The sequence below is a fragment of the Streptomyces sp. NPDC041970 genome, assembly GCF_055588985.1.
This window is the reverse complement of record NZ_JBVJCD010000006.1, coordinates 108830-123320: the sequence shown is the minus strand read 5'-3', so window position 1 is coordinate 123320 and position 14491 is coordinate 108830. Positions and strand designations below refer to the sequence as shown.

12 protein-coding genes are annotated in these 14491 nt (G+C 71.4%); 4 read left to right on the top strand and 8 right to left on the bottom strand.

What is annotated here, in order from left to right; genetic code table 11:
• Positions 1 to 139: 139 nt before the first annotated feature.
• From ACZ6EJ_RS05570 to ACZ6EJ_RS05550, 5 genes are all read right to left on the bottom strand, one after another.
• Complete coding sequence (locus ACZ6EJ_RS05570; protein WP_469264835.1) at positions 140 to 1660, bottom strand: NHL domain-containing protein; 1521 nt, start codon at positions 1658 to 1660, stop codon at positions 140 to 142.
• Positions 1661 to 1814: 154 nt separating this feature from the next.
• A complete protein-coding gene (locus ACZ6EJ_RS05565) occupies positions 1815 to 2282 on the bottom strand; it encodes an asparagine synthase-related protein (protein WP_469264872.1) in 468 nt (155 codons plus the stop codon).
• Positions 2283 to 3359: 1077 nt separating this feature from the next.
• Entirely contained in the window at positions 3360 to 4055 is a 696-nt protein-coding gene (locus ACZ6EJ_RS05560; protein WP_469264834.1) for a hypothetical protein, read from the bottom strand.
• A gap of 122 nt (positions 4056 to 4177) precedes the next feature.
• Positions 4178 to 4534, bottom strand: a complete 357-nt coding sequence (locus ACZ6EJ_RS05555) for a peptidase inhibitor family I36 protein (protein ID WP_469264833.1) — start codon at positions 4532 to 4534, stop codon at positions 4178 to 4180.
• Positions 4535 to 4714: 180 nt separating this feature from the next.
• The gene (locus tag ACZ6EJ_RS05550) at positions 4715 to 5749 is read right to left on the bottom strand and encodes an AraC-like ligand-binding domain-containing protein (protein ID WP_469264832.1); all 1035 of its coding nucleotides are present in this window, start codon (positions 5747 to 5749) and stop codon (positions 4715 to 4717) included.
• A 1007-nt stretch (positions 5750 to 6756) separates the two neighbouring features.
• Between ACZ6EJ_RS05550 and ACZ6EJ_RS05545 the strand changes: the two genes are divergently transcribed.
• Positions 6757 to 6984 carry a hypervirulence associated TUDOR domain-containing protein gene (locus ACZ6EJ_RS05545; protein WP_469264831.1) on the top strand — a complete coding sequence of 76 codons (228 nt, stop codon included), beginning with the start codon at positions 6757 to 6759 and terminating at the stop codon, positions 6982 to 6984.
• Entirely contained in the window at positions 6981 to 7322 is a 342-nt protein-coding gene (locus ACZ6EJ_RS05540) for a DUF3140 domain-containing protein (protein ID WP_469264830.1), read from the top strand. Before ACZ6EJ_RS05545 ends, ACZ6EJ_RS05540 begins: the two co-directional genes overlap by 4 nt.
• A 742-nt stretch (positions 7323 to 8064) precedes the next feature.
• Here ACZ6EJ_RS05540 and ACZ6EJ_RS05535 read toward each other — a convergent pair.
• Entirely contained in the window at positions 8065 to 8922 is an 858-nt protein-coding gene (locus ACZ6EJ_RS05535) for a glycoside hydrolase family 19 protein (RefSeq protein WP_469264829.1), read from the bottom strand.
• Between the two features lie 854 nt (positions 8923 to 9776).
• Between ACZ6EJ_RS05535 and ACZ6EJ_RS05530 the strand changes: the two genes are divergently transcribed.
• Entirely contained in the window at positions 9777 to 11081 is a 1305-nt protein-coding gene (locus ACZ6EJ_RS05530) for a phytase (RefSeq protein WP_469264871.1), read from the top strand.
• Positions 11082 to 11297: 216 nt separating this feature from the next.
• Here ACZ6EJ_RS05530 and ACZ6EJ_RS05525 read toward each other — a convergent pair whose 3' ends face one another.
• The gene (locus tag ACZ6EJ_RS05525) at positions 11298 to 11507 is read right to left on the bottom strand and encodes a hypothetical protein (RefSeq protein WP_469264828.1); all 210 of its coding nucleotides are present in this window, start codon (positions 11505 to 11507) and stop codon (positions 11298 to 11300) included.
• A gap of 111 nt (positions 11508 to 11618) precedes the next feature.
• Here ACZ6EJ_RS05525 and ACZ6EJ_RS05520 point away from each other — a divergent pair, with 111 nt between their 5' ends.
• Positions 11619 to 11864 (top strand): hypothetical protein, encoded by a 246-nt coding sequence (locus ACZ6EJ_RS05520; RefSeq protein ID WP_469264827.1) that lies wholly within the window; start codon positions 11619 to 11621, stop codon positions 11862 to 11864.
• 1070 nt (positions 11865 to 12934) lie between these two features.
• Here the strand turns inward: ACZ6EJ_RS05520 and ACZ6EJ_RS05515 are convergent.
• A complete protein-coding gene (locus ACZ6EJ_RS05515; protein WP_469264826.1) occupies positions 12935 to 14479 on the bottom strand; it encodes a Mur ligase family protein in 1545 nt (514 codons plus the stop codon).
• Positions 14480 to 14491 lie beyond the last annotated feature (12 nt).

Here is a 14491-nt window from a genome sequence, read left to right as displayed (position 1 = left end):
TCCCCCCCCCCCCCTCCTCCTCCAGGCCCGGACCAGCCCACAGGGCCCCACAAGAAAACCGAGGAGAAGCGGGCCGGTGCGGGGGGGGTCCCGCGTTGGGGGGGGGGGGGGCTTTCCCCCCCCCCCCCCACGCGGGCGTTCAGACAGGAAGCAACTGCCACTGCCGGTCACGGTGGTCGCCCTGGGCGCCGTACTGCTTGATCACCGCGGGGGCGTTGGTATCGACGCGCAGCAGCAGACCGCTGTTGCGATTCGCGATCTCGTACACCCGCGGGGTGTCGGTCACCGATCCCACCGGGATCAGCCGCCATTGCTGGTGCTCGGCGTCCCTGCCTTCGTAGGCGCGCTGCGCGACCACCGCCCCGTCGGCCGTGCCGCCTCCGACGACCTCCAGCACCTTGCCGCTGCGCACGTTCTCGATCCGGTACAGGATCTCGCCGTCGTCCTGGCCCGTCGCGATCAGCCGCCACCGCTGGTGCGCCCGAGGCGAGGAGAGGGACTGGTGAATCTCGGCACCGTCCTTGGTGGACTCACGCAGGACCCCCATCCGCAGCCTGCTGCGCACGTTGGCCCAGGAGACCACGGTGCCCGACTCGGGCAGACCGGCCGTCTTCTCCGAGGTGACCTTCCGGATCCGGTGGTTGAGGTGGTCGGCGATGTAGAGGGTGTCGACGCAGTCCACCGCGAGCCCGAACGGGTTGTTCAACTGGGCTGCCGCGGCCGGGCCGCCGTCGCCGCCGAAACCCGCGGCGCCCTTGCCGGCGACCGTGCTGATCTGCCCGTCCGGCGCCACCTTCCGGACGCGATGGTTGTTGTAGTCGGAGATGTAGAGGGTGCCGGTGCTGTCCACCACCACCCCCAGGGGCAGGTTCATCTGTGCAGCCGTCGCCGGGCCGCCGTCGCCGCTGAACCCCGCGGTGCCCTTGCCGGCGACCGTGCTGATGATCCCGTCGGCCGCGACCTTGCGGACGCGGTGGTTGTTCCCGTCGGTGATGTAGAGGACGTCCGCGTCATCCACCGCCAACGCGTACGGGCCGTTCAACTGAGCGGAAGCCGCAGGACCAGCGTCTCCCCTGAAGCCCGCCACGCCGGTTCCCGCGACCGTACTGATGGTCCCGTCCGCGCTGATCTTCCGAACCCGGTGGTTGCCGTGGTCGGAGATGTAAAGGGTCCCGGTGCTGTCCACCACCACCCCCAACGGGTAGTTCAACTGGGCCCTGGCGGCCGGGCCGCCGTCACCGCTGAACCCCGCGGTGCCCGTTCCAGCCACTGTGTTGATCTTCCCGTCAGTGGTGATCACCCGGACACGGTGATTGGCGGCGTCGGTGATGTAGACGCTGCCCGCAGCGTCTACCGCGACCTCGCGCGGACAGTTCATCTGGGCCGATGCAGCGGGGCCGTTGTCACCCCGGTAGCCCGCCCCGGCGCCGGCGACCGTGCTGATTTTCCCGTCCGTGCTGATCTTTCGGACCCGGTGGTTGTTGTAGTCGGAGAAGTAGAGGCTGCCGGTGCTGTCCAGCGCGATGCCGTACGGACGATTCAGCTGAGCCGTGACGGCCGGCTCGTCGTCTCCCTTGAACCCCGCGACCCCGGACCCCGCGACCGTACTGATCTCGGGGTCGAAACTCTCGTCGTCGGCTTCCGTCTGAGCAGTGCTCATCGTCGTCCCCTCGCCTTTCACCGACCGCTCACTGCAACCGGTTGTCGATCGATTCCAGCAAGGCACACGGACGTCCGGTCGGCGAAGTCACCAACGGGTGCGTTCAAGGATCGCGTTGACGGAGGCCGGTTCGGACCGGCTGGGGTTCTCGCGGTCAGCGCCTGAAGGCGACGATCGGCGCGGTGAGCTGTGCGGGCGGCGGTCCACGGCGGACACGCGCCTGGTGTCTGACGTGGTGCGCATCTGAACCGTCGTGGGGTCGCATGGCTGCGGGTTTCCCACCGCAGCGCTTCCACGAGCGACAGCAGCCGGGGCTGCGAGGTGACCGCGTCCAGGTACGGCTCGCCGTGGCGTCGGGGTGGTCGGCGGACAGCTCGCCCGCTCCTTCTCCGATGAGAACCGTGTATGCGTGCTGGCAGGCATACACGGCGGCGGCGGGGTCGGCACCGCTGCGTAGAGGCGCGTCGAAGGGCTCGATCGCCCGCAGCGCTCTCGGTAGCGCCGCCACCGCGTCCTCGGGCGTCTTCGCCACCTCGCGGTGGTCGGTGTCGGGATGCTCCGGGACTACGCGCGCGGCCAGTACGTCGGAGCTGTCCGGCACACCGACCGCCGACGCCGGCAGCGGCCGACGGCGCCCGTGGCACTTGGCCTACTCCGCGGCCGCGGCTGTGGCGGTCGTCGAGTTGCGTCTGCTGGAGAGGGAGGCCCCGAGAGGCGACGTCGCTCGTCATTCGGTCCTCGACCGGGGTGGCGACCGTCTCGCGTACTGCCTTGGGGAGAGCCTCGTGCCCACAGGACTCAGTGGGAGCTCGAGCCCCGGCGTTCCGGCTCCTCGACGCTGCTCCGCCGCGGCGTTCCCGGCTTCTTCGACGCCGCCGCCGCCGCGCTCAACGGCCGTGAGGCGGCCCTCACCGCGCTGTGCGCACCGGACGTCGAGACCGGCCTGGTGTGCGCCCCGGTGGCCGGGCTGGCGTCGTCCAGGGTGCACCTGCGGGTGTGTGCGGCGGGTTCTGTGGAGCCGGGTCGAGTGCTTCGTCGTCACCGCACGCGCCGTCTGCTCGGCCGCCGCCGTCTTCACGGTCGGCCTGCCACCGCCTGCCTCCGTCTTCGGCGCCGGCGCGCGCGGAGACGCTTCACGTGGTGCAGCCCGGCCTCTTCTTCGGTTGCGGCCCGCGTGCCGCCTCGGCGCGCTCCTGTGCCGGGGGCTGTCCCACACCCGGATCGCGGAACCCGGTTTCCGGCGACCGATTGCGCGTCGCACGTACCGATCACGCCAGGACGGCAGCGCGCCGCCATGAGTTGCGCACGATGGAACGCATCCCTCCGCGCGGTGGAGCTCACCGCATGGGCTCCACCGCGTGCCCGGTGCGTACCGCGCTGGCGCCCACTCCCCTTCGATGCGGACGATGCTGGGTATACCTCACCCCATGGAACGCACCGGGATGCGGGAGTGCACGGCATCGTCCGCACGGCGCGCCCTCTGCACGCGGGGACGGTGCGCGGGCACGACAAGTCTCCTTTCCGGCACCGGACGTGGTGGACCCGGAGCTGTTCGAGGGCAGGGTGCCGGGTTCGGTGAGGGCCGGGTGATGCGCCTCCTCGCTCCCTCGTTCTCCGGTTGGGAGCGGAGGGCGCGGCACAGGGCCCAGGCGATCGTGGAGCACTGTGCCCGCCTCTGCCGTCTGGGAGCCGTCCCTCGTCAGTCGCCGAGCGCCGCTCGTGCCCGGTCGACGGCGCGCAGCGCAGCGGATCGTTCGGCGATCAGTGTGTCCTTGTCGCGCTCGATCGCCGCTTCCTGGTAGGCGGCCTCGACCACGAACCACTGGCGGACGACGCCGGAGGACCGGTTGCACCTCACTTCCGCGACGGCCTGGGCCCGTTCCGCGGCCTTGTCGACAATTGCCATGCTGGGGCTGTCGACAGGAGATGTGCGGCCGGGATAGCCGCGCGCACTCATGCACGAAGTCCATCTGGCCACCGCCGCGACGACGCGGGGATCCTTGGCAGAAGCATCCCAGGTTCTTCGCTGCAAGCGCATGGCGAAGGGCGTCTCCCGCGCCCTGGAGTCGTCACCGAGCTGGCGTACGGCCCAGCCCACACAGCCTTGTGGCCGGCCTTCGGAACCGCCGTCATAGATGCGGCGCTGAGTCGTCGTCAGCTTCGGCACGGCGGGGGGCGCGGCGTCTCTGGACGGAGGAAGCCCGTAACCGTACTGCTCGGCCTGCTCCAGGTCGGTCAAGCCGTAACGGCGCGCCAGGAAGTCCTTCAGCGGCGGGCGTACGTGCGTCAGCGCCTTCATCGGCACGCCGTGTTCGCGCATACAGCGCTCCACCAACCCTTCGTACGCCCTGTTCAGGTCGTCACGCTGCTGGTAGCTGAGCAGGAACGCCTGCACGGGAAGTCTCGCCCGCTCCGTCCTGGCCTCCTCCGTACCGCCGGCGGTCGTCGCATATCCAACGGCGCCGCCGACAGACACGCACACGGCAAGGGCACATGCCGTGATCACGGCCCTTCTCGTCACGGGCCGAACCGGACCGACGCGTCCTCGTTCTTCGTGTTCGGCAGACCACTGAGGTAGTTGGTCGGAACGAAGTCACTCGCTCCGAGGTAGTTGAACCGGTAGAACACGGTGGCAGCGTAGAAGTCGTTCGTGTTCCGCGCCGATCCGGCGTTGTTCCAGACGCTTTGCCCGACCCCGTTGCAGTTCGTACCGCAGGCGTTGAACTTGGTGTCCGTCAGGTTGGGGATGTCCCCGCCGATCCTGACGAACGCTCCGCCTCCGCCCGAGTTGTAGTAGAGGCAGAACCACCCGTCGACGCAACTGTCCGCGCCGGCCGGGGCGGCCGCCGCCACGGAGCCCGCCGTGAGACTCAACGTGGCCAGTGCCGTCAGTAACAGACCTCGTCTGCGCATCATCACTCCCTGGTCGTGAGATGGGCCCTGGCCGTGACGAACGAGCGGTCTCGCGCGCGGCCTCGTTCCTTGCGCACGCAAACGCATGTCGTGCACTGCCTTCACCCCTGCGAGAAGTGTGTCTGCGGCCGCCCGCCGGCGTCATTGCCTGCCGGCGCAGTCTTCCTTGATTCTGCGCGCAAGGGGAACAGGGCCGTCCGCAGCGGGCAGCGCCGATCGCCGGTACTCCTTGGGGGTGATTCCGTAGGCGCTGCGGAAGGACCGGCTGAAGGTGACGGCGTCGGCGAAGCCCCATCGCGCGCCGATGGCGTGGACAGGCAGCGCACGCAGCGCGGGATCGCGCAGGGCCTGGTGGCAACGCGCCAGTCGGCGGCGCCGGATGGTCGCCGCGACGGTCTCCTGCTGCTGCCGGAAAAGATAGTGGAGCGTCCGTATCGAGATGCCGTGATGAGCCGCGACGGCCGCCGGAGACAGACCGGGCTCGGCCAGATTGTCCTCTATGAACGCGTTGATCCGGGCCACCAGCATACGGCTGCGAGCCTCGGGCGGCAGGCGGTCATACGTGCCGAGGTGCTGGGCGAGGAGGGCGGCGGTCAGTTCCCAGGCCGCTGTGCCCATCCGTTCCAGCTCCGTCCGCTCCAGCGACGGCGCCTCTTCGACCACACTGCGCAAGAAGGCGGCCAGCACCGCGCCGGCACCGGTACGCCCCGCCATGGCACGGGCCAGGATCGTGTTCACCCTGCCGCTCGGCAGCGGGAACCCGGAGCGCGGCAGGTGCAGCACGATGCCCCGCAGGAGCGCGTCGCCCGTTCCGCCCAGCCCTCGCCCCTCGTACGGCAGTGACGTGCTCCACAGGGCGAAGTCACCGGTCGACAGACGACTCTCCTGCCGGGACTGCGCTATCCCCATCTCGCTGTCCAGAATGAGCGCCAATTCGTAGTTCTCGGGGTCGGAATGCCGTATCAGCGCCGGCGTACGGAGAGATCTGATGGGGGGAAAGGACATGGTGGTCAACCGGACCGCTCCCAGATCCAAGCCGCCCGCGTCGGCCAGGAAGTCGGAGGTGTGCCGACTCTGGATTCGTACGGGTGCGACATCACGGTTTATCAGCTCACACCACCAGTCGAAGCGTTGCTCAGGCGGCACGCTCGTGCTGTGCAGAACGGTGTATCCCACAGGGCCCTCCGCTGATCGCTTCTGCGTTCAGTGAGCCTGCCCTGCGGCACATGGGCAGCACACCCGCGTTCGCGCCAATCCGTCCGACATGCCTGCGGAAGGCGGTGCCATCCGCCTCCACGCCGCCGGCTCGCCTTCGGCCGCCGAAACCGGCGTGGGCGGGGCGCAGCGGCGGCTCCCGCGCCTCCCCCGGTTCGGAGCGGCCGGGCGGTGACCTCACCCCGTTTGACCTCGGAGACCCCGCCGGGGGAGCTGTCCAGCCGCACGGTGAAGCTACGTACCCTCCCGTAGTCGTGCGTCGCCGTGACCTTGGTGGTGCCGAGCACCGGGTGCGCGCACCCGGTGGTGGGGGGCTGCCCTGCCCACGGAACGGGGCCGCACCGCGGTGGAGTCCACCCCTCCGATGCGTACCACCGTGGTCTCCACTCCGATGGGCTCCGCTCCCACCCGGCCGCCACCGGTCCGTGCACCAGGTGCGCGGGCCGGGGGTTGCCGCGCGGGTGGCTGACGGTCACCGCTTGGGGGGCTCGCTGACGTCGGCTCCGTATCACCCGGTCTTCGCTGTGCTGACCGAGGAACCGTGCGCCACGGTCGGCGCGGGCGAGCAGGCCCAGGGGACGCCGTGGAGCGGCTGGAGGCCGCAGCCCTCTGGGGCTGAGGCGGTGCTGCCGGTGTGTGCGCATGAGGCCCCGCCTCTCCCGCTGCGGGCCAGCCCTCCACTCGGCTCCTGTGCGGGCGAGGTCATGAAGCCTCTCCGCAGCGATCAGCGCATCGACACCGTCCTCCGCAGACGGTGGGCCCACGCCTGATTGAAGACTGCGGCCAGTCGCTGTGCCTCCCGCACGGTGGCGGTCTCGCCGGTGCCGTAGAACTCCGGTGCGGTGCGCAGGCGACCGCGCCCTTCCCACCGTGCGTAGAACCCATGCAGCGCCGATGCTGGTGGAGGCGGCCGCGCCCGCATGGTCCGCCTCCGGAACCGGGTGCTGACGCGATGAGAGGAGCACAGTATGACGAAGAAGAAGCTTTCCAAGGGCGACGATGTCACCTGGCGTAGTCACGGACAGACAGTCGAAGGAGCGGTAACGCGAAAAATCGAGCACCGAACTGGCGCGGCCGGGCGAACGGTCGACGCTAGCGAGGAAGACCCGCAGTATGAGGTGAAGAGCAGCGCGTCGGGAAAGAAGGCCGTGCATCGCCCGGAGGCTCTCAAGAAGAAGAGCGGCGGAAGCTCGTGAGCGGCGTCGACGAAGGAGACCGGCAGGATACTGTTCGCCACTTCGACGAGGTCGTCAACATGACCCCCGACGAGTTGGAAAAATGGCTGAGCACCGAGCAGTCACGCGGGGTGGGCCAGAAGGATGGCGACGAGGAGTCCACCGGACATGCTTCCGGTCGGCGCATTGTCGCCATTCTGCGGACGCGCAAAGGGGATCTCAGCACTGACGACCTCGCCCACATGAGCAAGGTCACCGGATACGTGCGGCGCCATCTCGCACAGCGCCCAGGGGGTGATATCAGCGAAACGCGGTGGCGCTACTCGCTGATGAACTGGGGGCACGACCCGCAGAAATAGTGCCGGGGCACGGTCGGGCTTTGCGGGAAGCCATCACCAAGTCGTAACCGGAACGCCAGCCGGGCGGACCGCCTGTCCAGCCCGAGGCGGTGAGTCACCGGCGTTCCCTCCCTTCCCGCCCATGAGCCTCCCGCCCCGTTCACGACGACCTCTGTACGCCGTGCCGCTGACCGCTCCGGATCGACAACGGCCACGCCCGGCTCTCCGCCCAGCAGGTCACCCGTCCCGCACCTGGATCACAGGACGGTGGGTGGGTAGGGGCGCATCGCGGACCCACCTACCCGGACGGCGCCGGTACGCCGCATCACGTGCCCGTCGAGTTCGGGGCGAGCTGACACCGATGCGGCCAGGCTCGGGCGGGCGGCGGTCTCGCTCAGTTCCTGCACCTCCTGGGCGCAGGCCTGACGTGCCGTCAGGTGCCGCTCGAAGGAGCCGGCCTCCCGACTGACGCTGGATGTCGGTGCGGGTACACACCATGTCTCGACCCGTTCGGTGACATCGTCGTACTCAGGAGACTGGTCCGCCCGCCCTCCCCCACCGGCCGCGCCGAAGTGCGTGCGCCGTACTTCGTCGAGGCTCCACCCTCGGAACGTGGCAGGGCATACGGGCGGTCGGCGGGCCATGTCTACGGCACACCCTCGAGCACCGCCCTCCGGCCCCCCGGTGCGCCGTCGGGACGCGCGTTCTGCCCGCGGCCCGCGAGGCGACCCCCGCTCTGGGGGCCGCGGCGGCCGCCTTCTCCTCAGCAGGTGAGCCCGGATCCCGGGGCCACTTCGACGGTGCTGGTGATGCGTTCGTACCGCTGTACGCGCGCGGCCACGGACTGCGGGTTGCCGCCGTCGCACTCCAGGGCTCCGTTGAGCGAGCGGATCGTCTCGCCGAACCCCGCGCCGCCGACCATCGCCTCGTGCGAGGTCATGGTCCCAGGGCCGTTCTGGGTGTTCCAGTACCACAGCGCGGTCCGCCAGGCGACGGACGAGTCCCGCTCGACCAGCCACGGATCGTTCAGCAGGTCGAGCCCGAGGGCGTCACCGGCGGCCTTGTAGTTGAAGTTCCAACTGAACATGATCGGGCCTCGTCCGTAGTACGCCTCCCGTCCCGCCGGGCAGCCGAAGGACTGGGTGTCGTCGCACTTGCGCCAGTAGTTGGCCTCGTTGATCTCCTTGACGTACTTCAACCCCACCGACTCGAAGTCCGCGTGCGTCAAGAAGGCGGCCGCCTCGCGGGCCCGAGTCTGCGGGGTCCCGGTGTTCGCGAAGCGCGGGTAGGCGTGCAGCGCGTCGATCAGGCCCTGGTAGGTGTAGAAGGGGTGGCGGTCCGGGAAGATCTCGTCGAACTGCTCCGGGCTGATGACGAAGTCGGAGACCCCTCCGGTGCAGGCGCCGCGGTCGGACCACGCGGACCCGGCACCCGGATTCTCGCCGCGCGTCCACCACTTCGCGGTCCAATTGCGTCCGTGGTGCGCAACGGTGTCCCCCCCGCGGTAGTCGGCCGAGGGGCTGTACAGCGGGGCGCACGGCTCGGCGCCGGACGGGACGGCCGACGCGGCGGGGGCCGCCGTCAGGAACGCGGCGACAAGCGCGGTCAGAGCCGCCGGCAAGGACAGGAAGCGTAGGGCGCGATGCAAGGCTGCTCACTCCTTCGGCGCGGCACACCGCATACCCGGCAGGCCGACAGGACGGACCCCCACCCAAGCCTGATTGGTCTGGACCTGTCAAGGTCTACCGGATGATGCCACCCCGACGTCCTTTCGGCGTACTCCCCCGCCACCCGGCCTCACAAGTCGACCATGCTCGCTCCCCGCCTGGGACCAGGCCGGTGTTCGGCACCATCGGCGCGGTCCTCAACGGCCCTGCCACGGCGCCGAGGCGCGTCGATCACCGGAATGACGCTCTGGCGAGGCCACCGCCTTCACGCTCCTGGGCTTCCTGCCCAACCTCCGGCCGGCGGTGACGGTGCTGGTGCTGCCAGGCGTCGGCATGGCGTACTCCGCCGATGTCGCCCTGCCCGCCTTCATCCGGACCGGGGCCCCACCGCGAGGCCCGCTCCCCGAGTACGGGGTCTCTCCGGCGCCACTCCCACCCGGAACCTGGCCCGCCGACCGGGGGCGCCTCGGCCTGACCGTCGTGCCGACACCTGGACGTCGGCCGCCTCGCTGCACCTTCCGCCGACCGGGCCACGGGAAAGCACCGGTGGCCCGCAGCCCTCCGAGCGCGCCCGGAGGCTGCGGCGCCCACCCGCCCCGTCGCCTGGTGCGGCCCCGGTCCGGTGACGTGCCTCGGGCGGCGGTCTCGCGTGGGAAGCGAGCGGTCCGCTGTCCGGCGCGCCGTTCACCTCGTGTACATACGAGATGCGGGTTGCCGGTCGGCCGGCGGCTGCCGTGCCGACACCAGGAGGGATCACTCTTTCGCGGGACCAGCCCCGCTCTCAGAGGAGATCTGCGTGACTCGCTCCATGATCGCCCGATCGACCGTGCTGGCCGTGACCGCAGCCCTCACGGCGGCGGCCCTGGCGGCGCCGGCCTCCGCCGGGGACCGCCATCGCCCCTCCAGCGATGCGCTGCCGGCCGTCACCGCCCGCGCGGAGACGCCGACGCTGCACGACGACGACGAGGGCGGCAACGCCGACGCGGACGACCCCGCCATCTGGCGCAACGCCGCGGCCCCCGGCCGCAGCCTCGTCGTCGCCACCGCCAAGGAGGGCGGCCTGCGCGTCTACGACCTGGACGCGCGCCTGGTGCAGTCGATACCCGCACCCCCCGCCGTCGGCGAGGACGACGCACCGGGCCGGTTCAACAACGTGGACCTCGTCCACGGGCTGCGGCTCTCCTCGGGGAAGGCCGATCTGGCCGTCACCAGCGACCGCGGCCACGACCGGCTGCGTTTCCACCGCATCGACCGCGACCGCACCGGCGGCCCGCTGACCGATGTCACCGACCCCGCCGCGCCGCCCGTGTTCTCACGGGACCAGGCCGAGATCAACGACCAGCGGACCGCCTACGGCCTGGCCACCTGGACGGACCCGGGGACCGGCACGTCCTACGCCCTGGTCAGCCGCCGCGAGCGCACCAGCGTCGCCCTCCTGGAACTCCTGCCGACCGCGGACGGCAAGGTCACCTATCGCAAGATCCGCACCGTGGACCTGCCCTCCTCCTTCCGGCTGCCCGACGGCGCCGCGTGGTCCCCGTGCGGCGAGCCCGGCGAGCTGCCGCAGGTCGAGGGCATGGTCGTCGACCCGGCCAACGGCGTGCTCTACGCCGGCCAGGAGGACGTCGGCGTCTGGCGGCTGCGCGCCGACCTCACCGGCACGCCGAAGCTGATCGACAAGGTCCGCGAGTACGGCGTCCCCGGCGTCTACGACGAGGAGACCGAGGAGTGCACGCCGGGCGCCGACCCCGGCTTCGGCGGCACGAAGGTCTCCGCGGACGTCGAGGGTCTGACGCTGCTCACCGAGCCCGACGGCGACGGTTACGTCCTCGCCTCCAGCCAGGGTGACGACACGTTCGCCGCCTACGACCGCGAGCTGGAGGACGCCAATGAGTACGAGGGCGGCTTCCGGGTCACCGCCGCGGGCGACGCCCTCGACGGCTCCGAGGAGTGCGACGGCGCGGCCGTCCTGAACGCCCCGCTCGGCTCCAAGTACCCCAACGGCCTCCTCGTCGTCCAGGACGGGCACGACGCCCCCGGTGACGGCGACCGCGCCTCGACCAACTTCAAGTTCGTCGACCTCGGCGAGGTCATGGGCGCGCTCGACGACTGATCCCCGTTCCGCGGGCCGTCCGGCTTCCGGCCGGGCGGCCCGCGTTCGGTCAGCCTCCGCCACGCGCCGCGCACTTCGGGGGGTCGTACGGTCGCGGGCGAGCCCGCGCCGGCGACCTCGGTGATCAGGTCGACCGGGTGGCCGCGGCGGCGAGCGCTCGACCCGGTTCGGGTCCGGCCGACCGGCATCACCACCAGGACCAGCCTCGTGTGCTGCTCAGAACTCGGGACGGAAGGCCTGCGGCTCGGCGAAGCCGGCGACCTTCGCCGTCCGCGCCTGCCGATGCGGATCGGGCCGGATCACATGGCCGAGCCCGAAAAGCTCCTGCCCCGCCGCCTCTGCGGCCTCCGACGGGAAGGCCGGCCAGTCTGGCCAGTGCGAGAGGTCCTTCTCGGCGACGGACTCGGAGCCGTCGTTCCGTGCCACTTGCAGGAGATGGCCGCTATCCGCCGCCTGCCGGGCGGCGCCGCCCCGAGATCGAGATGCGCGGACCGCGGTACGGGGCGAACCTGGAGGAACCCCACCCCCAGGAGAGCCATGATCGTCAAGATGCTGCACGACAAGGGCCTGCGGGCCGAGCACGCCTACACCGCCGGTTTCGTCTCGATCGGCCTGTCCATCGCCTCGTGGTGCGGGTCGATGAAGCTCGAACCCCTCGGGGTCTCTCGGGCCGACCGGTGGGGGATCTTCGTCGGCGAATGGGCGCCCACCTTCTTCGGGCTCGGGCTGGCCCTGGCGCACTACGAGTGCCACGCGGACGCGCCGCACTCGGCCACTCATTGAGGGCCGGGCTCGGACCGGGCATGAGGAGGGCCCCCACCGCGGTGGGGGCCCTCCTCATGCCCGGTCGGCACCTCGCGGACCGCCGGCCCCCTGAGAAGGTGCTGCCCGTTCGGCTGGTGCAGGGCCTCACATGAGCCCGACGGTCACGCCGGGTCACGCGTGAGGCGGTGCTCTCGAAGCAGACGCAGGCGGCTTGGACCGTGGCAGGGGCCGCTCCGGACAACGCCGAGGCGCGACCACCGGTTCCGTGCTTCGTCGAGGTCGTGGAGGGCCTTTCCCCAGGGTCGCGGTCGATGAACGCCGTGGCAGTGTCTGGAGGGCGCCGTCCTCGTCGACCGCTGCGTGGGCTGCGTCCAGCAGGTCGCCGCGTACCGCTCCGAGCACATCGCCCGCCCTGGGCACGGACTGACCATGGGTCTCATCGGCGGGCGTCGAAGCGACGCTCACCGACCGGGGTTCGCCGTTGGCGGCCCGCGGTCGCTGGGATCGCGGTACTCGACGAGGCGGTCGACTCCGCCGTGCTGGTCGGCTGTCGCACGGCGGGCGGGCTTCTTGCTGCGGACGGGACGACCGGGTGCGGCCTGTCGGGCCCGGACATCGTGCGCGGTGGACCCGCAGTGTTCGACGGGGCCGACCGCGACAGCGCCTGCCGGCCCCCTTCTCACCAGGGCGCTAGGCGAAGTGCCACAGTGCGCACCCGACCGGATGAGCGCTCGGCGGGGATGTCCGGGCTGCTGGTGAGCCGGGTGGCACCGGGCAGAGCCGCCGCGCGCGGGTTCGAGCCGTATCGGCGCACCTGGACTTCCTGGGCTCGCCGCAGGAGGGGACGACCCGGCGGCCGCCTTCGACCCGCCCGCGCAGGCCGCTGATGGGCCCACGTATCCGGGACGCCCGGAGACGTGGGCGACGTCAACGCGTACGTGGCACTGCACCGCCTGGACCACGACGGGCGAGTGCGGGCCTGACGTACCTGACGGGGATTCGGGTCGACCGACCGGGGCACCGGGCGTCGCCCCTGCAGCGGTGCACGTGACGGGGCTTGGCGGCCGTCGGCGGGCGACGGCCAGAAGTCAGGGCCGCGGGACGCAGGAGTCCGCGACGTGCCGCAGAAGGGCGTGGCGCAGGGCGGTGCGGTCGTCGAAGGGGCGTGAGCCGGTGGTGGAGGTCTGGTACCGGTCCGCGCCGCGTCCGGCGACGACGACCACGTCGCCGGGGCGGGCGGCCGAGACGGCCAGGAGGAGGGCTCGTTCCCGGTCGGGTTCGACCTGGACCGCCGCCTGGCCGGTCCGGTGGGCGCCGGCTGCGACGGCGGTGCGCAGGAGGGCCGGGTTCTCGCTGTGCGGGCTTTCATCGGTGACGATCACGAGGTCGGCGGCGCGGGCAGCGGTTTCTCCCAGTGCGTGGCGTTTGCGCGGGTCGCGGTCGCCTGTCGCGCCGAGGACGACGATGACCCGGCCGTCGGTGAGTGAGCGGAGGAAGGGCATGAGGCGGTGTTGGCCGCCGGTGTTGTGGGCGAAGTCCACGAAGGCGAGGAAGGACTGGCCGGCGTCGATGCGCTCCAGCCGCCCGGGGATCGAGGCGAGGTCCTCCATGCCGTGCAGGGCCGCGGCCACGTCGACACCGCCGGCCGCCAGGGCCGCGGCGGCGGCCACCGCGTTGTCCGCCTGATGGGCTCCGAGCAACCGTAGCCGCACCTCCTGGTCGACGTCTGGGCCCCGCAGGCGGAAGCGGGTACCGCGGGCGTCCGCGGCGATGAGGCGGGCGCTCCAGTGGGCCGGTTCGGGGCCCGTGGTGAAGGTGGTGACGGGGCAACGCGTCTCGGCGGCGAGGCGGCGTCCGTGGAGGTCGCCGATGTTGACCACGGCGTGCTCGCAGCGGGCCGGGGTGAACAGGGATGCCTTGGCGGCGTAGTACCGGTCGAGGGTGCCGTGGAAGTCGAGGTGGTCGGGGCTGAGGTTGGTGAAGACGCCGACGCGGAAGCGGGTGCCGTCCACCCGGCTGAGCTCCAGCGCGTGGCTGGAGACTTCCAGTGCCGTGTCGGTACCGCCTGCCTGCTGGATGAGGGCGAGCAGTCGCTGGAGTTCAGGTGCTTCGGCCGTCGTGCGCTCGGCCGGCAGACCGGCGCGGCCCGGCAGGCGTGTCTCCAGGCTGCCGGCCAGCCCGACGCGGCGGCCGACGGCTTCCAGGCCGGCGGCGAGCAGATGGGTGGTGCTGGTCTTTCCGTTGGTCCCGGTGACCCCGTACACGGACAGGGCGTGGGAGGGGTCGCCGTAGAGCCGGGCGCTGAGGGCGCCGAGGACCCGGCGGGGGTCGTCGACGACCAGGGAGGGCAGGCAGGCGCGGGGGTGGTCGCTGAGCAACGCGACGGCTCCCGCCCCGGCGGCCCGGTCGGCGAAGTCGGCCCCGTGCCGGCGCCTTCCGGGCAGCCCGGCGAACAGATCACCGGGCGCGACGTCGGTGCTGTCCAGGGTGATCCCCCGCACCCGGCGCTGCCCGTCGCCGGGTCCCGCGACCAGCCGGGCTTCGGGGGCCAGGGCTCGCAGGACGCCCAGGAGGTCGTGGAGGCGCAGGGGCGCCGTGAAGGGGCGGTCCTCGCGCTGCGGAGCACCGGTCATCGTCCACCTCCA